Genomic DNA, 20,429 nt, shown 5'->3' on the forward strand with positions numbered 1-20,429 from the left:
TCTATGTTATTTTATCATATTCTTTGGTTTTTCAATGAAATCTTTTTAACGTCGTCTCTTTTATAACATACGAGTGCGTTGCAAAGATCAATAATTAATAATAAGGAAGTGCTTGTATTAATCTATGCTCAAATGTCTTTCAATCCTACTTTTATACGAAAATAGCCATCAAAATTTATCTAAGGCTAAATTTTGATGGCTTTCTAACTTTAAAGGACACTCTTGTCCTCTTAAAAATTAAATTTGATTAAGCTTTTTGAACTGTAATGGTCCAAGCAGCATTGCCGACTTGCTCATAATTTGTGACTGGATAGCCATTTTCAGCTGCCCAATTTGGAATTGCCTCTGTGGCTTGCGTGCAATCAAAATCGATTTTCAATTCATCACCAATGGCCAATTCTTCCATTTTCTTTTGTGCCTCAATCAGTGGAAATGGACAAACCATTCCAACTGTTCCTAATTCATGTACCATACTTTTAACCTCCTCTTTTAATTAAGAAACACTGACCGTTTGTGTTTTTGTCATATTTTGACGTCGTGCGGCTTTCATTGGACGAACAAACATGAAATAACTCATAAACCAAGTGCCTAAAATCATAAATATTAACCCAATCCATCCTTGCCATGATAATGCAGCTGTTGCCACTAAACCATTTCCAATAGAACAACCTCCAGCTACTGCCGCGCCAAAGCCCATGCAAGTACCACCAATTGCACTATTACGTATTGTTTTTTTATCAGGTAAACGCCACGCGAATTCACGAGAACCTCGTGCCGCAATATAAGAGCCAAAGAAGATACCTATAACTAGAAACACTCCCCAATCGACAACTGACACGTCTCCAGTAGTTAAAAACATCACAATATTAGAAGATGGCGTCGTAATTCCAAGACCTCCGTCTCGCCCTGTTGACCCTGACATAGGCCAAGCAAGTAATGCAATAAGTCCCACTGCTATAGCAGCGACAAACGGGTGAAAACGTTTTTCAAACAGAAAATATCGTACGCCACTAAACTTAGGCTTTAATTTGGGGATAGCAATCTTAGGTTTCGGTTGGCGTAATGTTTTTACTACGACAAATAGTGTCACTAAAATTAAAATGAGTAAAAACACCCAACCTGGTATTCCAGTCGATTGTGCCATATCCGCATTCGTTACAGTTTGACTATTGATTTGATTTAAAACAGGCGCCAATACGCCATTTTTCGTAATCGCAGCAAAAAGACCATACATCACTAGCGCAATCCAACTTCCAATGAGTCCTTCTCCTGCTCTATAATACGTTCCTGTTGCACATCCTCCTGCTAAAATAATCCCAATGCCAAAAATAAATGAACCGATAATTGTGCCGATAATAGGAAATGTGCCGTTATCAATTGTAATGATGCCCATAATATTTAATATATAAATCCCTAACGCCTGAATTGCGATAGCGATGAGTAAGGCATAAAACATTTTATTATTTTTCTGCACATACATATCTCGGAATCCCCCTGTCAAACAAAAACGGGTACGTTGCATGACAAAACCGAGGAGAACTCCTACAATAAGTCCACTAAAAATTGTCCATACCATGTCACTCTCTCCTTATCCCGATAATTATGATAAGAATTATATCAAATATGTTTGATTAATCAAGAGTTTCTTTATGATAACCTGTATCATCATGTGTATTTTATAAAAAAATGGGTTGAGATTGTACTCAACCCGTAAGGCTTGTTGTATGAAATTGATTATTGTCAACCTTTATTCCTGTTCTTTACCATAATTTTTCATAAAGAAAATTAATGATTGTAACTCGACACCTAAATCAATTTGATGAACTTGAACATCATTAGGCACATGTACAGGGGATGCTGTAAAGTTTAGTATTCCCTTCACACCTGCATCTACAAGTTGATCTGTAACAGATTGGGCCACTTTTACAGGCGTTGCAATAATAATCACCTCAATACCTTGATCTTGTATCACTTGTTTCATTTCATCCATTGATTTAATCGTGACTTCCCCAAATTGTTGTCCAATTAGTTTTTCATCAATGTCAAATGCTTCTGTGATTGTCATATCATCATGAATTGAGAAATTGTATGAAATTAATGCCTTTCCAAGATGACCTACCCCTACCAAGCCAATCTTGATAATATCTGAATCGCTCAACTCAGATTTAAAAAATTCTAATAAACTCTCAATGTTATAACCGTAGCCTTTTTTACCTAACTCACCAAAATAAGAGAAATCACGTCGAATGGTAGCAGAATCTATATTTAATCCTTCGCTAATTTCTTTTGAGTTAACACGCGATACACCTTTCGCTTTAAGACTATTCACGAACCGATAATAAAGTGGCAATCGCTTTAAAGTCGCTCGTGGTATTTTATTTGTATCTCTAGTCATTTTCAGTCCTCCATATTTTACACACTCAATAAAGTGTGAACACACGTTAAGTCAATAAGGTTAACTAACCTTTTCATGTATCACAAATAAACATCGAATGATGAAGGGGCACATGAAGTCATTATCATTGCAATTACAATTTGACTTAAAATCATAGCATTGTTAAAAAATTCACCAACTTTATTCATTACTTATTATACCCGAATTCCCGTTTTAAAGGAACTTAATCTATTTGATACCTTTTTACTTTGTTGTACAATAAACAAGAATGAAAGGAGTTAGAACATGATATTAATGCAATTAAGTCAACTCTCAAAATCCTTTGATGGGGAAGAAATTTTTAGTCATGTCAATTTCGAAGTAAAAACAGGAGAACGCATCGGCATTGTCGGTAGAAATGGCGCAGGTAAATCTACACTTATGAAAATAATTGCGGGCGTTGATGACTATGATAGTGGGCATATTTCAAAAGTAAAAGGCTTAAAATTAGGATATCTTACTCAGCAAATGACGTTAAATACAGATGAAACTGTTTTTGAAGAAATGGCAAAGCCTTTCCAAGAAGTTAAGTCAATTGCACAAAAGATGCAACAAGAAACCGATTGGTTAAGTCAAAATGCCGATCGTTATGAGACAGAAGACTATCAAGAACATCTCAAACGTTATGAACTGTTATCAAATCAATTTGAGAAAATGGAAGGCTACCAATATGAAAGTAAAATCAAGACTGTTTTGAATGGTTTAGATTTTACAGAGAAAGACTATCATCGACCTATCAACGATTTTAGTGGCGGGCAAAAAACGCGTCTGTCACTTGCACAAATGCTATTAAGTGAACCTGATTTGCTTCTATTAGATGAACCAACGAACCATCTTGATATGGAAACGACTGAATGGCTTGAGGATTATTTAAAATATTTTAGTGGTGCGATAGTCATCATTTCACACGATCGTTATTTCTTAGATAAAATTGTGACACAAGTTTATGACGTCGCTTTAGGTGAAGTGAAACACTACAAAGGGAATTATGCAAAATATGTTCAACTTCGTGATCAATACTATGAAAAACGTATGGCAGAGTATGAACGTCAGCAAGCAGATATTAAAAGGCTTGAAACCTTCGTTGACAAAAATATTACGCGTGCATCCACAAGTGGTATGGCTAAAAGTCGCAGAAAACAATTAGAAAAAATGGAACTTATTGAAAAACCAATGCTTGATGCTAAAAGTGCGAATATCCAATTTGATTTTGATCGGAATACAGGTAATGATGTGATGCACATTAAAGATTTAGAAATCGGCTACTCCTCCCCTATTACACAACCGATTTCCTTAGAAATTAGTAAAGGAGACCGTATTGGTATCATCGGCCCTAATGGTGTAGGAAAATCTACTTTTATCAAAACATTGGCTTTAAAAATTCCTGCAATTGCTGGAACGATTCAACGTGGTTCTAATTTAAAAGTAGGCTATTATGATCAAAAACAAGCAGAATTCAAATCTAATAAATCCATCCTAGATTTTGTGTGGGACCAATACCGAGAAATGCCAGAAAAAGATGTGCGTGCCGTATTAGGTCGATTCCTATTCACACAAGAAGATGTTAAAAAGGTCATCAATGATTTATCTGGTGGAGAAAAAGCACGCCTTCAACTCGCCCTTTTAATGTTGGAAAGAAATAATGTTTTAATACTGGATGAACCTACAAACCATTTGGATATTGATTCCAAAGAAATGTTAGAACAAGCTTTACAAAACTTTGAAGGCACCTTAATCTTCGTTTCACATGATCGTTACTTTATCAATGCCTTAGCCAATAAAATTTTTGATTTAGATGCTAATGGCGGTCAATTTATTCAAGGGGATTATGCTTATTATTTAGAAAAAATCGCACAACAACGTGCTTTTTCAGAGCATCACGCACAACAAGATGTTACTGAATCGGCGACGACCGAACAACCAACAAACGATTATCAAGACCAAAAAGCGTTAAGGCGTGAAAAACGAAAATTAGAACGCCAAATTGAAGAAAACGAAGCGCTCATTACGACCTACGAAAGTGAAATTGCCTCTATTGATACGCTTATGGCATCAGAAGAGGTCATTAATAATTATGAAGAAACAACACGATTAGCAAATGTGCGAACTGACCTCGAACAAAAGTTAGAACAAACGATGCAACAATGGGAAGAATTACAACTTATGTTAAGCGAATATGAAAATTAACCCCTCATCCAGAGTAAAATTTTATACTCTGGATTTTTTTATCCTCACATTTTATAGACAATCAACTACTTTATGATTACTTGATATAAAAGCTATCCACACACTTATCCTAGTTATCCACAATATTTCACATCCTCTACCTCTTGTATATACACACCTTATCAACAGAACATCATTTAAAATTAACTATTTTATGCACAACTTGTTAACAAATTGTGCATAAGTACGCATGTTCCCTATTGACAAATTACGAATAACTTCGTGAACATTCTTATGTTAAAATAAATATATACATCAATAATTTTTCTATCTCATTGCAAAGGATTGTAATTTATATGGCCAATTATATTTTCTTATCAATATTAATTTTACTCATGCTTTCTGTGATGGGGATTACAGAACTTAGACAGCGCATTTTATTTCGCAAGTCTATTCAATCTCATTTAAAACATAAACATATTTTTGATGATTTAGAACGTCCATACGCTTTCTATGATACTTATTATCAGATGTATCCTTCACTTACAAAAAAAGCTAAGAATGAATCATTTTGGATAGATGATAAAACATGGTCCGACTTAAATATGGATGCCCTTTTTCATAAGATGAATTATACATATACTTCTATTGGAGAAAATCACTTATATCATGTATTGCGCTTACAAACGACATTAAAACAGTTTGACATATGGTCACAAGTTGAGAAGAATGCAACACTTCATGAAAAAATTGTCACGTTGCTCGCACAATTTGGTAAGCAACATTACCCTAAATATCATTGGAAAGCGTTCGTGACACGGTTTCATTGGATCTATTATTTCTTATCTTTTTTACCGATTCTTAGTGTACTTATTGGCTTTATTCATATACCGACAAGCATTTTTGCCTTTTTATTTTCTTTAATATTAAATATGGTCATTAGTATGAGATTTAATCACGTCATTGATCGAAATATGGAAAATTTATTTTTTACAGGACGTGTAATCTATACTGTTAATGCTTTAACTAAATTAAATTTGTCGTTACCTTTTCACTATTCCTTAAATCAACTCAATCGTGTTAATCGTTGGCGCTTTTTACTCGTAAAAGTGACGACGATTCCGGGGTATTTTGTTTTATTATTTAAATACATTTTTTTAATTGATATTCATTTATATCACCTATTAGTTCGTCGATTTAAAGAAAACGAAGAAACAATACACGCTTGTTATCGATATATTGGAGAATTAGATACGTTGTTATCTGTGAAACAATGGCGCTATCATCATGAAAATTGCCAAACCCCCATCGTTAAATCCAATTTAAAATTTAAAGGTTTGACACATCCGTTAATTGAACAAGCTGTACCAAATGACTTTGACTTTACCCAAAATGTGTTACTGACAGGCTCTAATGCGTCTGGAAAGTCGACGTTTATGAAAGCCATCGCCCTAAATTTAATTCTTGCCCAAGCGGTTCAAACTGTTACGGCACAACAATTTCATTATCAGCCTGGCATTGTGAAAACGACTATGGCAAACGCTGATGACGTACTTTCTGGTGATAGTTACTTTATGGCAGAAATTAAATCATTAAGGCGTTTATTAAACTTCGATGCGTCCATTCCACACTATTTTTTTATCGATGAAATTTTTAAAGGCACAAATACTGCAGAACGTATCGCCGCTTCACAAGCCGTTCTTGAATATTTGGCGCAATTTCAAGGAATTAAAGTCATCGCAGCCACACATGATATTGAATTAACCCGTCAACTTCATCCTATTTATGCAAATTATCATTTTAACGAAACAATTCAGCAAAATGCGATTCATTTTGATTACACAATTAAAAAAGGGCCTGCAAATACACGTAACGCACTTGAATTAATCCGTATTATGGACTTTCCGCTCACAATCTATCAAAATGCAAAACAACATGTTGAGTCGTTTGACCACAAAAACACCGATGCACAGTATTGATTACCGTGCATCGGTGTTTTTTTAACGATACATTTCAATGTCCATTTGACTTTTTCCATTTAAATCTAAATCAGCGGTGATGCCTTTTTGGTAAATGTAATAAGCTGCTGCTCCGATCATTGCCGCATTATCCGTACAGAGCGCACGCGGAGGAATCGTAAGTTGAATGCCTTTTTCTGATGTCGCTTGAGTCAATGCTTCTCTTAATCCTTGATTACTGGCCACGCCACCTGCAACAATGAGTTGTTGAACACCATAAGCTTCACATGCTCGGATAGCTTTACCCACAAGCACCTCGACAACACTATTTTGAAAACTTGCGGCTACATTTTCTGGGATAGGCGTCTCACCTTTTTGTTTTAAATTATGCAGTTTATTAATCACAGCACTTTTCAAGCCACTAAAGCTAAAGTCATAACTTCCCTGTTCTAACCAAACACGTGGAAAATCGTAAGTATCTTCCCCTTCATGAGCTAAACGATCCACATGTGGACCTCCAGGATAAGGTAAATTAATAGTCCGAGCGACTTTGTCATAAGCTTCTCCTACAGCATCGTCACGCGTTTCTCCAATAATTTCAAAATCTAGATGATTTTTCATATAAACCAATTCTGTATGTCCCCCAGAGACAATCAAGGCAATTAATGGAAAGTGAAGTCCCTCTTCTAATTGATTGGCATAGACATGACCTGCAATATGATGTACTGGGATTAATGGTTTTTGATGTGCGAATGCAAGCGCTTTGGCAGCATTCACGCCTACGAGTAAGGCGCCGATGAGTCCAGGCCCTTGAGTCACCGCTATCGCATCGATGTCTTCCATATGACATCCAGCGTTTTGTAGCGCATCTTCAATCATTAAAGTCATATTTTCAACATGATGTCGACTTGCGACTTCTGGTACAACACCCCCAAATCGTTTATGACTATCGATTTGACTTAAAACACTGTTGCTGATGAGCTGTGTTCCATTATCGATCACGCTTACACTTGTTTCATCGCAACTGGTCTCAATTGCTAAAATTCTTGTATTTTGAGTCATTTTAGATTCACCCACATCACTAAAGCATCTTCTCCTTCTCCATAATAATTAACACGTTTCCCACCATATTCAAAACCTAATTTTTGGTAAATATGCTGTGCCACAGTATTTTCAACTCTAACTTCTAAACTCATCATATTGGCCACTTGTGCACAATAGTTCATCACATATTTTAATAAGTGTTGACCTAAACCGTAGCCACGAAATTCAGGTTTAACGGCAATCGTCGTGATTTGTGCTTGATCTACAACGATCCAAGCCCCTAAATACGCTATAATTAAATCTCCATATTCGACAACAAAATAATGCGCAAAATTATTTTCTTCGATTTCATGGTAAAAGGCTTCTTTTGTCCATGAACTATCATTAAAACTGAGACGTTCAATTTCAAAAACACTTGGCACATCAGCCACTGTCATACGTCGAATATTTAATTCTTGCTTGATTGTTGCTTCATCCAATTTTGTTCCGCCTCCGATAATTTTAAATAAGATGGCACAAACGTATGAACATTCACTGCTTCACCCCGTAAAGCAAACATTGTTTCTGCTTTCGGTAAGTTGGCGATGGTGTCAAAAGGTTGTAATTCAGTTTCAAATACACGCACATCTTCCCCAACAAAAATGGCATCGGAATAAGTATCAAGTTTTGACAGTAAGGATTCTAAAGCAATATATTGATCTTCCATCACTGCCTTTAACTTGCCATTTTGCCATTGGTAAATTCCCGCAAACACAAATCCACGGCGTGCGTTAAATATCGGGACAATCGTTTTTTCTTGTGCATCGATAGTGGCAGCTAAAGCTTGTAAAGAAGAGACCCCGTACAAAGGGATGTTTAATGTATACGCTAACGTTTTAGCAGTCGTTACACCAATTCTTAAGCCTGTATAGGAGCCAGGTCCTTTGGCTACAATGATTGCGTCTAATTGTTTTGGCGTAAGATTTGCTTCTTCTAGTAACATTTTTACTGTTGGCATGAGCTGAATAGAGTGATTAACTTTTTCGCCATTCGTTCTTGAAGCCAATACATCATCGTCTTCCATCACGGCCACCGATAAAGGTTGATTTGAACTATCTAAAAGTAAACTAATCATGTTCGAGATACTCCTTCATTTCGTTAAAATGTTCTCCAGAAGCTTCAATTTCAATCGTTCTAACGTCATCTTCCATCACACGAAGGATTAATTTCAAACAATGCTCTGGTAAGTATTCTTGAATAAATTGACTCCACTCGACCATGGTCACCGCATGGTCTTCAAAATATTCATCAAAACCTAAATCTTCATCAGAACTTTCTAATCGGTAACAATCCATATGATGAAATGCCATATCCGACCCTTGGTACGATTTAATAATATTAAAAGTCGGTGAGTTGATGGTACGTTTAACACCTAAAGCGCGCCCGACCATTTGACTTAACGTTGTTTTACCTGCACCAAGATCACCTTCTAAAAGGATGACATCCCCTGGCTTTAATTGGGACGTCAATTTTTCAGCAAATAATTGTAAGTCATCTAAGGTTATTATTTTTATCATTGATTTTACTCCTGATACAATTTTCTTATCTATTGTAACAAATTTTTTTAACTCTGACTCTATAGAGTTCTTAAGCGATTAACAAAGGAAATTTTCGGAAATTTCGAATTTTTTGTTGACAACCTTTTTTAGATGCGGTAAATTAGGTACATGAATTTTTAGACAATTCTTTCAATTCAAACAATTTGACTTACATACCATTCAGGAGAGGAGCGTAATACTATGTCATTCACAAATGGAACAGCCCAACAACAACAAAATATCATTATTTTATTATTACGCTCAGGACTGGAGTATTAGTAAATTTTCTTACTAATCACTTAAGTCCTATTTCTACTTGAATGGGACTTAAACGATGCGTCCCAATTAAAAATTGGGGCGCATTTTTTTATTTTCAAATCGATTTAGGGAGGTCATTCTATGAGAAGTGACAAAATAAAAAAAGGTGATCATCAAGCACCCGCACGAAGCCTTTTACACGCCACAGGTCAAGTCCAATCACCTACAGATATGAATAAACCATTTATTGCGATTTGTAATTCTTATATAGATATTGTCCCTGGTCATGTTCATTTAAGAGAACTCGGGGATATTGCTAAAGAAGCAATTAGAGAAGCAGGTGGCATTCCGTTTGAATTTAATACGATTGGGGTGGATGACGGAATTGCAATGGGTCATATTGGCATGCGCTATTCTTTACCAAGTAGAGAAATCATTGCAGATGCTGCTGAAACTGTCATCAATGCGCATTGGTTTGATGGGGTGTTCTATATCCCAAATTGCGACAAGATTACACCCGGCATGTTATTAGCTGCAGTACGAACCAATGTACCTGCTGTCTTTTGTTCAGGTGGACCTATGAAGGCGGGGTTATCTTCTCAAGGGAAAGCCCTCACCCTATCTTCAATGTTTGAGGCTGTCGGTGCATTTAAAGAAGGCCACATGACAAAAGAAGAATTTTTAGAAATGGAACAAAATGCATGCCCCACTTGTGGTTCATGTTCAGGCATGTTTACCGCAAATTCCATGAATTGCTTAATGGAAGTCCTTGGACTAGCCCTCCCCTATAACGGAACAGCATTAGCAGTCGGCGATGAACGTCGAGAACTGATTAGACGCGCCGCCAAACAGCTCGTAGAAAATGTAAAGAATGATTTAAAACCACGAGATATCGTAACCAAAGAAGCGATTGATGATGCATTCGCCTTAGATATGGCGATGGGCGGATCCACAAATACAGTGTTACACACGTTAGCGATTGCTAATGAAGCTGGCATTGATTATGACCTTGAACGTATTAATGAAATTGCTCAAAAAACACCGTACCTTTCTAAAATCGCACCAAGCTCTTCTTATTCTATGGAAGATGTACATCTTGCGGGTGGCGTCCCTGCTATCATCAATGAATTGTTAAAAAAAGAAAATGTTTTAAATGCTGACCGTATCACAGTGACAGGACAAACATTACGTGAAAATAACGAAGGCAAAGCCATTCAAAATACAGATGTCATTAGAACTCTAAATCGACCTTATGACAAAGAAGGCGGTTTATCTATTCTCTATGGCAATATTGCCCCAGATGGTGCTGTGATTAAAGTTGGTGGAGTCGACCCAGAAATCAAAACATTTACAGGAAAAGCTATTTGTTTTGATAGTCATGATGAAGCCGTTGAAGCCATTGACAACCACACGGTCCGTGCCGGCCATGTCGTAGTCATTCGATATGAAGGACCTAAAGGGGGGCCTGGAATGCCAGAAATGTTAGCCCCTACTTCATCTATTGTGGGGCGTGGCTTAGGAAAAGAGGTCGCCTTAATTACAGATGGTCGTTTTTCTGGAGCCACACGTGGAATTGCAGTAGGTCACATCTCACCTGAAGCCGCTTCTGGCGGACCTATTGGCCTTATAAAGGATGGCGATGACATCACTATCGACTTAACACAACGTCGTTTAGAACTTCATGTCGACTCAACAACGTTAGAAAAACGTCGCACGTCACAACAGCCATTTAAAGCGAAAGTCAAAACAGGATATCTTGCACGCTATACCGCATTAGTGACGAGTGCAAATACGGGCGGTGTTATGCAAGTTCCCGAGCACTTACTTTAAAAATTGGAGGGATTTCTATGGTTAATCAAAAAAACGTGATAGACACAATTGAATTTGAGTCATATTCGTCTAACACAGAATTTGAACCAACCACCTTAAAGTCAGGAACAGAATTACTTATCGATGCTTTTTTAGAGGAAAATGTAGACTATATTTTTGGTTACCCTGGAGGTGCTGTTCTTCCCCTTTACGATTCATTTTATGAGGGGCGCATCCCCCATATTCTTTATCGTCATGAGCAAGGTGCAGTTCATGCAGCTGAAGGATATGCCCGTGTCAGTGGTAAACCCGGCGTTGTCGTTGTTACGAGTGGTCCAGGGGCAACAAACACACTCACAGGAATCGCCGATGCTTATAGTGATTCTTTACCTCTCGTAGTTATTACGGGTCAAGTCGCTACACCAGGCATTGGTAAGGATGCCTTTCAAGAAGCTGATTTACTTTCTATGACGACACCCATTACCAAACATAATTACCAAGTGAATGACGTTAAGGACATTCCTAAAATAGTCAAAGAAGCATTTTACGTTGCGAATTCTGGAAGGAAAGGCCCTGTCGTGATTGACTTTCCAAAGGATATGGGCGTGCTCTCAACGGATAGCCCTCATGAAGCGATTGTTGAAACACCAGGTTATCAAGTGAATTACGCGCCACGTCAAGATGACATCAACCAATTACAAAAGTATTTAGAACACGCTACAAAGCCACTCATTTTAGCAGGGGCTGGCGTACAGTTTTCTAAATCAAATAAGGCTTTACTTACATTTGTTGAGCGTCATAAAATCCCTGTTGTCACGACTTTACACGGTTTAGGTGCGATTCCTTATGAACACCCTTTATTTTTAGGAATGGGTGGCATGCACGGCTCATATGCAAGTAACATGGCGCTTACAGATTGTGACTTACTCATCAATTTAGGTTCTCGTTTTGATGATCGTTTGGCAAGTAATCCAGAAAATTTTGCCCCAAATGCCACGATTGTTCACGTAGATATTGATCCCTCAGAAATCAATAAAATCATCGACACTGATTTAGGCATTGAAGCAGATGTTAAAGCGGTTTTAGACCAGTTGTTAAACTTACCGTTTTCAACAGTTCAACACGAGGCATGGCTAAAGCAAGTGCAACAGAATAAAGAAAAACACCCTTTTAAATATTCAAAAGAGAAAGATACGCCATTAAGTAAACCTCAACGCGCGATTGAATATATTGGAGAACTTACAAATGGAGAAGCCCTCGTGACGACAGATGTCGGACAACACCAAATGTGGGTTGCACAATTTTATCCTTTTAGAACCCACGGACAATTTATCACAAGCGGTGGTTTAGGCACAATGGGATTCGGAATTCCTTCGGCGATTGGGGCTCAATTTGCTTCTCCTCAATCAACAGTTGTCGCTTTTGTAGGTGATGGTGGCTTTCAAATGACGAATCAAGAATTGGCACTTTTAAAAGAATATCAACTCAATATAAAAGTTGTACTCATCAATAATGGAACATTAGGGATGGTAAAACAATGGCAAGATAAATTTTTCAAACAGCGTTTTTCTCATTCTGTGTTTAATGATCAACCCAATTTTATTCAACTCGTTGAAGCATACGGTGTTAAGGCTTATTTAATAGAGCACACGAATGATTTGGAGACAACATTAGATGAAGCGTTTCAATACGATGGCCCTGCTTTTATAGAAATTAGAATCTCCCCTACTGAACCGGTACTACCAATGGTTCCTAGTGGAAAAGCAAATCACGAAATGGAGGGGTTGTTATGAGGCGTACATTTAAATTAAAAGTCTTTGACAAAGTAGGCACGTTGAATCGATTAACTAGTTTATTCGTAAGACGCCAATTTAACATCGTAAATATTTCAGCTAGCCCCACACGTGAAGAAGGCCTAACAGAGATTACATTTGTCGCAGAAGTTCCTAACGAAAAAGTCACACGTACGATTATTCAACAGTTAAAAAAACAAATAAATACACTTCTTGTTGAAGATATTACTGAAACCAATACCTTTAACAGAGAATTACTACTCATAAAATTAAAAGTTCCTGAGGATAAAATGGCATTCGAAAAAACACTCCATTCTTATGATGCGCTTGTTTCCATTTTAAAAGAAGATGATCATGCGATGTACTTACAGGCCATTGGTCCTCAACTTATGTTAGATCAACTTTTAAATGAATTATCATCATTAGAGCTCGAACAAGTTTCACGCACAGGAACAGCGAATATTGTTTAAACAAAATTAATTCACAAATTGGAGGATTCTATTATGACAAACGTATATTACGATCAAAACATTAAAAATGATGCTTTACAAGGTAAGACGATTGCGATTATTGGTTATGGGTCTCAAGGCCATGCACACGCGCAAAATTTAAAAGACAATGGTTATCATGTTGTGATTGGTATTCGTCCAGGCAAATCATTTAACAAAGCGAAAGAAGATGGTTTTGACGTTTTTCCCATAAGTGAAGCAACTGAACAAGCAGATGTCATCATGGTACTTTTACCCGATGAAATTCAAGGTGATATTTACGAAAAAGAAATTCTTCCTCATTTAAAATCACATAATGCGTTAGCGTTTGCACATGGCTTTAACATTCATTTTAATGTGATCCAACCTCCTAGTGATATCGATGTATTTTTAGTCGCACCCAAAGGACCTGGACATCTTGTGAGACGTACTTTCCAAGAAGGTTCTGCAGTGCCAGCACTATTTGCTGTTCATCAAGATGCCTCAGGTCAAGCGCGTGAGATTGCGCTCAGTTATGCAAAAGGGATTGGTGCCACACGTGCTGGGGTTTTAGAAACAACATTTAAAGAAGAAACAGAAACCGATCTATTCGGAGAACAAGCTGTACTTTGTGGAGGTGTCACACGTTTAATTCAAAGTGGATTTGAAGTTTTAGTGGAAGAAGGCTATCAACCAGAAATCGCCTATTTTGAAGTCCTCCATGAAATGAAATTAATTGTGGATTTATTGTATGAAGGTGGATTAGAAAATATGCGTTATTCCATCTCAAATACTGCAGAATTCGGTGATTATGTCTCTGGACCTCGCGTAATTACCAATGATACCAAAGCCAATATGAAAGCTGTTCTCAAAGATATTCAATCAGGCGCATTTAGCGATCGCTTTATTAAAGATAACCAAAATGATTTTGAACAATTTAAAGCGTTACGAGAGCAACAACAAAACCATCCGATTACAGAAGTGGGACAATCTTTACGTGAGATGATGCCCTTTATTAAACAAAAGCGAATTCAAAAATAATATTTCACTCTACATCAAAGGAGTTGTTCCTAATGACAAGTCATATTCAAATTTTCGATACTACTCTAAGAGATGGTGAACAAACCCCTGGCGTCAGTTTTTCATTTGACGAGCGTTTAGAGATTGCAAAGCAACTAGAACGATGGGGTGTGGATGTCATTGAAGCGGGATTTCCCGCTTCTAGTCTAGGCAGCTTTGAATCTGTTAAAGCCATTTCACAAATACTCAAACGTACGACCGTCACTGGATTGGCAAGATGTTACAAAGCGGATATTGACGCTGTTTATGAAGCCACAAAAGAGGCCGTCCACCCTTCCATACACGTATTTATTGCCACAAGCCCGATTCATTTGGAATCGAAATTGAATATGACCGAAAGTGAGGTGCTAGCTTCGATTAATGAACATGTCACCTATGCCAAGTCATTATTTGATGTTGTGCAATTTTCACCAGAGGACGCCACACGAACACCCTTACCTTTTCTAATCGAAAGTGTTCAAACAGCTGTAAATGCTGGAGCTACAGTTATTAATATACCGGATACTGTGGGATACAGTTATCCAAATGAATATGGTCATATTTTTAAAGCTTTGCGAGAATCTATTATTTCAGAAACTGAAATTATTTACAGTGCTCATTGTCACGACGACCTTGGTCTTGCCGTTGCAAATAGTCTTTCTGCCATTGAAAATGGAGCTACACGAATCGAAGGTGCCGTTAACGGCATTGGAGAACGTGCTGGAAATACGGCGCTGGAAGAAATCGCATTAGCGCTTTATGTACGTCAAGATCATTATGCATCTCAAACACAAATTAAACTTGATCTTACGAAAGCGACCTCAGATTTGATTTCTCGATATTCAGGTCTTGCGGTTCCACGTAATAAAGCCATCGTGGGTAAAAATGCATTCAGTCACGAATCAGGCATTCATCAAGATGGATTTCTTAAAAATCCCGAAACTTATGAAATTATGACCCCTCAATTAGTCGGTGTTCAACATACTGAGCTTCCTTTAGGAAAGTTGTCGGGTAAGCATGCGTTTCAAGAAAAACTTAGCCAACTGGGTTACACCATCGAAGCCGAAGACCAAAAAGTGCTATTTCAAGCTTTTAAACAAGTTGCAGATAAGAAAAAACAAGTGACTGATCAAGATATTCATGCACTCGTACAAGGCACCGCACACGAATTACAATCTTATTATCAATTAGAAACGCTTCAATTACAGTTTGTATCCAAAGGTTTACAAAGTGCAGTTGTTGTATTGAAAGATAAAACTGGACAAACGTATCAAGATGCGTGTATTGGGACAGGCTCTATCGTTGCGATATATAATGCCGTCGATCGAATTTTTGAGATACATCCTGAATTAACAGATTATCGAATAGAAGCCATTAATGAAGGCATAGATGCTCAAGCTGAAGTACGTGTAGCGATTCAAGTCCAAAATCAAACGTTCCATGGCGTTGGGTTCGATCATGATATTCTCTATGCTTCTTGTAAAGCCTATGTTGAAGCATCATCTAAAGCAATGGCATTGCAGGAGAAGAATCGAGGTGACGCAACATGACGTTTAAACTTGTCGCACTCCCTGGTGATGGTATTGGACCGGAAATAATGCGTGGGACATTAGACATTCTTAATTTATTAGCAGAAACCTTTCACTTTTCATATCAAATTGAAACACATATACTCGGAGGAAGTGCCATTGATGCTACAGAAAGTCCACTTCCAGATGATACGTTAAAAGCATGTCAATCTGCGGACGCAATTCTTTTAGGCGCGATAGGCGGGCCTAAATGGCAAAACTGTAAAATTCGTCCGGAACAAGGGCTATTAAAATTACGAAGTGAACTTGGCTTGTTTGCCAATATTCGCCCTACAAAAGTAACCACAGAGATGATCCCCTTCTCACCTTTAAAATCTCATATCGTCAAAGACACAGATTTTATTATTGTACGAGAATTGACGGGAGGCATCTACTTTGGTTCACCACGTCGTTTAGAACCATCCTATGCGAGAGATACGCTTGAATATACAAAAGCAGAAATTGAACGCATTGCACATGTCGCCTTTCAGCTTGCACAATCCCGTCGAACTAAGGTGACATCCGTAGATAAGGAAAACGTTTTAGCAAGCAGTAAACTCTGGCGCCAAACGATGGAAGAAGTGGCCTGCCTTTATCCAGATGTAACGCTTGAGCATTTACTAGTCGATGCTTGTAGCATGAAACTCATTCAAAACCCGCAACAATTTGATGTTATCGTAACTGAAAATCTTTTTGGCGATATTTTAAGTGATGAAGCTTCTATGTTACCCGGTTCATTAGGGCTATCACCTTCATCAAGTATAAATCAAGCAGGACTTGCTTTGTATGAACCTATTCATGGTTCCGCACCTGATATTGCTGGACAAAACAAAGCCAATCCATTTGGCATGGTTTTATCATTAGCTTTATGTTTAAAAGAATCTTTTCAATTATATGAGGTCGCAAAGTATTTAGAACAATGTGTCTATCACCTCATTTCTCAACGAAGCACAACACCTGATCTTGGCGGGACGTTAACGACAACTGAAGTATTCGAATGCATTAAAACGTATATTAAGGAGGCGTAATTTATGGGCAAAACACTTTTTGACAAACTCTGGGCAAACCATGTCATCACTGGAAAAGAAGGAGAACCTCAACTTATATATATCGATTTACATCTTATTCATGAGGTGACCTCCCCACAAGCTTTTGAAGGACTGAGGTTAAATCATAGAACTTTACGTCGTCCAGATTTAACATTTGCCACATTAGATCATAATGTACCCACTAAAGACATTTTCAATATTCAAGATGATATTGCGAATCAACAAATTCACGCACTCCAACAAAACTGTCAAGAATTTGATGTCACACTCTTTGATATCGGATCAGATGAACAAGGTATTGTACATATGGTCGGACCGGAATTGGGATTAACACAACCAGGAAAAACGGTGGTTTGTGGCGATTCCCACACAGCCACTCATGGTGCCTTTGGCGCTATCGCCTTTGGAATTGGAACAAGTGAGGTAGAGCACGTTTTTGCAACACAAACTTTATGGCAAATCAAACCGAAGAACTTAAAAATTGAAGTGAGCGGCACTTTACCGACGGGGGTTTATGCGAAAGATATTATTCTATATTTAATTCAGCAATATGGCGTCGATTTCGGAACGGGTTATGCTTTAGAATTTACTGGTGACACCATCGATACACTTTCTATGGAAGAACGTATGACCCTTTGTAATATGGCAATTGAAGCTGGTGCAAAATATGGTTTAATTCGTCCAGATATGACAACCTATGAATATTTAAAGGGACGCCCCTACTTCAAAGATAGCAAAACATTACGAGAGCAATGGGACAGTTTATATAGTGATGATGATGCATATTTTGATAAAACAGTCGCCCTGGACGTTTCAAACCTTGAACCTCAAGTAACCTGGGGAACAAATCCTGAAATGGGGGTCAGTGTCACAACACCTTTTCCTGAAATACGTAATCAAAATGATGCGCGTGCCTACCAATACATGAACTTAAAACCAGGTCAATATGCTTCAGATATCCCTTTAGGCTATGTTTTTTTAGGTTCATGTACTAATGCAAGATTGTCAGATTTAATTGAAGCAAGTAGCTATATCCAAAAACAAAAAGTCCATCCAAACGTCACAGCCATCGTGGTACCAGGATCTAGGCAAGTTAAGAAACAAGCAGAATCCCTCGGTATCGATCGTATTTTTAAAGAAGCTGGTTTTGAATGGCGTGAACCCGGTTGTAGTATGTGCTTGGGCATGAATCCTGACCAAGTACCAGATGGCGTACACTGCGCTTCAACGAGCAATCGTAATTTTGAAGGACGTCAAGGTAAAGGTGCACGGACACACCTCGTTTCGCCAGCAATGGCAGTAGTCGCAGCCCTTCATGGGCACTTCGTTGACGTTAGAAAGGTGGCAAAATAAAATGACAACGATTCAACCAATAACCCAATTCACAGGTAAAGTTGTCCCCTTGTTCCATGACAATATCGATACAGACCAAATAATCCCGAAAGTTCATCTCAAGCGCATTACAAAAACTGGATTTGGTCCTTATTTATTTGATGAGTGGCGTTATTTAAAAAACGGAGAAGAAAATCCAGAGTTTATTTTAAATCAATCAGCCTACCGTGACGCTACAATACTTGTCACCGGAGATAATTTTGGCTGTGGTTCAAGTCGAGAACACGCGGCTTGGGCACTCAAAGATTTTGGATTTCAAGTGATAATTGCTAAAAGTTTTAGTGATATTTTTTATATGAATTGTACGAAAAACGCCCTATTACCTATTCGAATGGAGGATGAGGCACGACAAATTATCGCACAAAAAGGTGATATTACGATTGATCTGCCTAATCAAAAAATAATAGCGGGCGCCCATACGTTTTCATTTGATATTGAAGCACAATGGAAATATAAATTATTGCATGGTCTTGATGACATTGCCATGACATTATCTCACGAAAAAGAAATTGAAGCCTATGAGCTCAACCACTAAAGGAGTGAACGGTATGTCAGTGACAACACCCACATTAAGTTCAAAAGAAATAGATGAAGCTTTTTTACGTATAAAAGACACGGTGAAACAAACACCACTTGAGCGTGACCCTTATTTATCATTAAAATATCAATGCAACGTCTACTTGAAACGTGAAGATCAACAATGGGTCCGTTCATTCAAATTACGGGGAGCCTATAATGCCATTGCCGTTCTTAATACATCTCAAAAAGCAAAAGGAATCACGTGTGCAAGCGCTGGAAATCACGCACAAGGGGTCGCCTATACTGCCCGTCAATTAAATTTAAAAGCTGTGATTTTCATGCCGATTACAACACCCAATCAAAAAATTGATCAAGTCACTTTTTTTGGAAATCATAATGTTGAGATTAAACTCGTCGGTGATACATTTGATGACTGTCTAACAGAAGCTTTAAAATATACCGAAGCCCACAATATGACCTTTATCGATCCTTTTGACAACCTTGATACAATTGCTGGACAAGGAACTATAGCTAAAGAAATATTTGCCCAGGCCAATGACGATGCTATTCACTTTGACTATGTATTTGGAGCGATTGGAGGCGGAGGTTTAATGTCAGGTGTCTCTACTTACTTTAAAGCACATTCTTCATCAACACGTTGTATAGGTGTAGAACCATTAGGCGCAAGCAGTATGTTTCAATCCGTATCGCAAAACCGTATTGTCCAATTAGAAAATATCGATAAATTGGTTGACGGTGCATCTGTGGCAAAGGTAGGAAGACATACATTTAATATATGTAAATCTCTTCTTGACGGTTATGTACAAATTGATGAAGGTGCTGTTTGTTCTACTATTCTAGATATGTATTCTAAACAAGCCATCGTCGCAGAACCTGCTGGGGCATTAAGTATCAGTGCTTTAGAACAATATAAAACTCAAATCAAAGGTAAAAATGTTGTTTGTATTGTGAGTGGTGGAAACAATGATATTCATCGAATGAAAGAAATTGAAGAGCGCTCACTCTTATATGAAGAAATGAAACATTATTTTATTTTAAACTTCCCTCAAAGACCGGGCGCATTAAAACAATTTGTCAATGAGGTCTTAGGACCCAATGACGACATCACAAAATTTGAATATCTTAAAAAAGCTTCACAAAATACAGGTACCGTCATCATCGGCATCCAACTGAAATTTCATGAAGATTTGGCTCAATTAAAAGACCATATCCATCAATTTGACCCCAAACACATTTATATTAATGAAAACAAAATGCTTTATTCCTTACTCATATAAAATCAAAAAACCCCCAAGTACATCGTGTACTTGGGGTT

At 37.7% G+C, this 20,429-nt stretch carries 18 protein-coding genes; 11 read left to right on the plus strand and 7 right to left on the minus strand.

The annotated features are described in order from the left end of the window. Positions 1-247: 247 nt before the first annotated feature. From G8Y84_RS09180 to G8Y84_RS09190, 3 genes are all read right to left on the minus strand, one after another. On the minus strand, positions 248-472 hold the full coding sequence (locus G8Y84_RS09180; RefSeq protein WP_037575670.1) for a sulfurtransferase TusA family protein: 225 nt from the start codon (positions 470-472) through the stop codon (positions 248-250). Between the two features lie 21 nt (positions 473-493). Continuing rightward, positions 494-1,576 carry a YeeE/YedE family protein gene (locus tag G8Y84_RS09185; RefSeq protein WP_165806316.1) on the minus strand — a complete coding sequence of 361 codons (1,083 nt, stop codon included), beginning with the start codon at positions 1,574-1,576 and terminating at the stop codon, positions 494-496. 171 nt (positions 1,577-1,747) lie between these two features. Next, complete coding sequence (locus tag G8Y84_RS09190; protein ID WP_037575663.1) at positions 1,748-2,395, minus strand: redox-sensing transcriptional repressor Rex; 648 nt, start codon at positions 2,393-2,395, stop codon at positions 1,748-1,750. A gap of 285 nt (positions 2,396-2,680) precedes the next feature. Between G8Y84_RS09190 and G8Y84_RS09195 the strand changes: the two genes are divergently transcribed. Beyond that, positions 2,681-4,621: an ABC-F family ATP-binding cassette domain-containing protein gene (locus G8Y84_RS09195; protein WP_165806317.1), complete on the plus strand. Its 1,941-nt coding sequence runs from the start codon at positions 2,681-2,683 to the stop codon at positions 4,619-4,621. A 335-nt stretch (positions 4,622-4,956) separates the two neighbouring features. Next, positions 4,957-6,579, plus strand: coding sequence for a MutS-related protein (locus G8Y84_RS09200; protein WP_037575656.1), 1,623 nt, complete (start codon positions 4,957-4,959; stop codon positions 6,577-6,579). 21 nt (positions 6,580-6,600) lie between these two features. Here the strand turns inward: G8Y84_RS09200 and tsaD are convergent, their stop codons facing one another. From tsaD to tsaE, 4 genes are read right to left on the minus strand one after another with little or no spacing between them, the layout of a single operon-like run. Next, on the minus strand, positions 6,601-7,620 hold the full coding sequence (tsaD, locus tag G8Y84_RS09205) for a tRNA (adenosine(37)-N6)-threonylcarbamoyltransferase complex transferase subunit TsaD (RefSeq protein WP_037575654.1): 1,020 nt from the start codon (positions 7,618-7,620) through the stop codon (positions 6,601-6,603). Beyond that, the gene (rimI, locus tag G8Y84_RS09210) at positions 7,617-8,039 is read right to left on the minus strand and encodes a ribosomal protein S18-alanine N-acetyltransferase (protein ID WP_371874997.1); all 423 of its coding nucleotides are present in this window, start codon (positions 8,037-8,039) and stop codon (positions 7,617-7,619) included. Before rimI ends, tsaD begins: the two co-directional genes overlap by 4 nt. Positions 8,040-8,050: 11 nt before the next feature. After that, positions 8,051-8,716 carry a tRNA (adenosine(37)-N6)-threonylcarbamoyltransferase complex dimerization subunit type 1 TsaB gene (tsaB, locus tag G8Y84_RS09215; RefSeq protein WP_037575648.1) on the minus strand — a complete coding sequence of 222 codons (666 nt, stop codon included), beginning with the start codon at positions 8,714-8,716 and terminating at the stop codon, positions 8,051-8,053. Beyond that, entirely contained in the window at positions 8,709-9,158 is a 450-nt protein-coding gene (tsaE, locus tag G8Y84_RS09220) for a tRNA (adenosine(37)-N6)-threonylcarbamoyltransferase complex ATPase subunit type 1 TsaE (RefSeq protein WP_165806318.1), read from the minus strand. The genes tsaB and tsaE overlap by 8 nt, the downstream gene beginning before the upstream one ends. Before the next feature lie 420 nt (positions 9,159-9,578). Here tsaE and ilvD point away from each other — a divergent pair, with 420 nt between their 5' ends. From ilvD to ilvA, 9 genes are read left to right on the plus strand one after another with little or no spacing between them, the layout of a single operon-like run. Continuing rightward, a complete protein-coding gene (gene ilvD, locus G8Y84_RS09225; protein WP_165806319.1) occupies positions 9,579-11,267 on the plus strand; it encodes a dihydroxy-acid dehydratase in 1,689 nt (562 codons plus the stop codon). Positions 11,268-11,284: 17 nt separating this feature from the next. After that, complete coding sequence (gene ilvB, locus G8Y84_RS09230) at positions 11,285-13,039, plus strand: biosynthetic-type acetolactate synthase large subunit (protein WP_165806320.1); 1,755 nt, start codon at positions 11,285-11,287, stop codon at positions 13,037-13,039. Next, positions 13,036-13,509 carry an acetolactate synthase small subunit gene (ilvN, locus tag G8Y84_RS09235; RefSeq protein WP_037575637.1) on the plus strand — a complete coding sequence of 158 codons (474 nt, stop codon included), beginning with the start codon at positions 13,036-13,038 and terminating at the stop codon, positions 13,507-13,509. Before ilvB ends, ilvN begins: the two co-directional genes overlap by 4 nt. Positions 13,510-13,527: 18 nt before the next feature. After that, positions 13,528-14,547, plus strand: coding sequence for a ketol-acid reductoisomerase (ilvC, locus tag G8Y84_RS09240; RefSeq protein ID WP_084276051.1), 1,020 nt, complete (start codon positions 13,528-13,530; stop codon positions 14,545-14,547). 32 nt (positions 14,548-14,579) lie between these two features. Continuing rightward, the gene (locus G8Y84_RS09245) at positions 14,580-16,115 is read left to right on the plus strand and encodes a 2-isopropylmalate synthase (RefSeq protein WP_105963418.1); all 1,536 of its coding nucleotides are present in this window, start codon (positions 14,580-14,582) and stop codon (positions 16,113-16,115) included. Continuing rightward, positions 16,112-17,161, plus strand: a complete 1,050-nt coding sequence (leuB, locus tag G8Y84_RS09250; RefSeq protein WP_165806321.1) for a 3-isopropylmalate dehydrogenase — start codon at positions 16,112-16,114, stop codon at positions 17,159-17,161. Before G8Y84_RS09245 ends, leuB begins: the two co-directional genes overlap by 4 nt. Positions 17,162-17,164: 3 nt before the next feature. Next, entirely contained in the window at positions 17,165-18,535 is a 1,371-nt protein-coding gene (leuC, locus tag G8Y84_RS09255; protein ID WP_037575626.1) for a 3-isopropylmalate dehydratase large subunit, read from the plus strand. Between the two features lies 1 nt (position 18,536). Further along, positions 18,537-19,109, plus strand: coding sequence for a 3-isopropylmalate dehydratase small subunit (gene leuD, locus G8Y84_RS09260; RefSeq protein ID WP_037575623.1), 573 nt, complete (start codon positions 18,537-18,539; stop codon positions 19,107-19,109). Positions 19,110-19,122: 13 nt separating this feature from the next. After that, positions 19,123-20,391, plus strand: a complete 1,269-nt coding sequence (ilvA, locus tag G8Y84_RS09265) for a threonine ammonia-lyase IlvA (protein WP_105996943.1) — start codon at positions 19,123-19,125, stop codon at positions 20,389-20,391. The last annotated feature ends 38 nt before the right edge of the window (positions 20,392-20,429 follow it).

This window comes from Staphylococcus sp. 11511212 (genome assembly GCF_011394755.1).
Classification (GTDB): domain Bacteria; phylum Bacillota; class Bacilli; order Staphylococcales; family Staphylococcaceae; genus Staphylococcus; species Staphylococcus chromogenes.

What these genes read in the sequence shown, in the direction of transcription:
- G8Y84_RS09180 (WP_037575670.1), bottom strand. Translation starts at nt 472, where the DNA reads ATGGTACATGAATTAGGAACAGTTGGAATGGTTTGTCCATTTCCACTG.
- G8Y84_RS09185 (WP_165806316.1), bottom strand. Translation starts at nt 1,576, where the DNA reads ATGGTATGGACAATTTTTAGTGGACTTATTGTAGGAGTTCTCCTCGGT.
- G8Y84_RS09190 (WP_037575663.1), bottom strand. Translation starts at nt 2,395, where the DNA reads ATGACTAGAGATACAAATAAAATACCACGAGCGACTTTAAAGCGATTG.
- G8Y84_RS09195 (WP_165806317.1), top strand. Translation starts at nt 2,681, where the DNA reads ATGATATTAATGCAATTAAGTCAACTCTCAAAATCCTTTGATGGGGAA.
- G8Y84_RS09200 (WP_037575656.1), top strand. Translation starts at nt 4,957, where the DNA reads ATGGCCAATTATATTTTCTTATCAATATTAATTTTACTCATGCTTTCT.
- tsaD (WP_037575654.1), bottom strand. Translation starts at nt 7,620, where the DNA reads ATGACTCAAAATACAAGAATTTTAGCAATTGAGACCAGTTGCGATGAA.
- rimI (WP_371874997.1), bottom strand. Translation starts at nt 8,039, where the DNA reads ATGACAGTGGCTGATGTGCCAAGTGTTTTTGAAATTGAACGTCTCAGT.
- tsaB (WP_037575648.1), bottom strand. Translation starts at nt 8,716, where the DNA reads ATGATTAGTTTACTTTTAGATAGTTCAAATCAACCTTTATCGGTGGCC.
- tsaE (WP_165806318.1), bottom strand. Translation starts at nt 9,158, where the DNA reads ATGATAAAAATAATAACCTTAGATGACTTACAATTATTTGCTGAAAAA.
- ilvD (WP_165806319.1), top strand. Translation starts at nt 9,579, where the DNA reads ATGAGAAGTGACAAAATAAAAAAAGGTGATCATCAAGCACCCGCACGA.
- ilvB (WP_165806320.1), top strand. Translation starts at nt 11,285, where the DNA reads ATGGTTAATCAAAAAAACGTGATAGACACAATTGAATTTGAGTCATAT.
- ilvN (WP_037575637.1), top strand. Translation starts at nt 13,036, where the DNA reads ATGAGGCGTACATTTAAATTAAAAGTCTTTGACAAAGTAGGCACGTTG.
- G8Y84_RS09245 (WP_105963418.1), top strand. Translation starts at nt 14,580, where the DNA reads ATGACAAGTCATATTCAAATTTTCGATACTACTCTAAGAGATGGTGAA.
- leuB (WP_165806321.1), top strand. Translation starts at nt 16,112, where the DNA reads ATGACGTTTAAACTTGTCGCACTCCCTGGTGATGGTATTGGACCGGAA.
- leuC (WP_037575626.1), top strand. Translation starts at nt 17,165, where the DNA reads ATGGGCAAAACACTTTTTGACAAACTCTGGGCAAACCATGTCATCACT.
- leuD (WP_037575623.1), top strand. Translation starts at nt 18,537, where the DNA reads ATGACAACGATTCAACCAATAACCCAATTCACAGGTAAAGTTGTCCCC.
- ilvA (WP_105996943.1), top strand. Translation starts at nt 19,123, where the DNA reads ATGTCAGTGACAACACCCACATTAAGTTCAAAAGAAATAGATGAAGCT.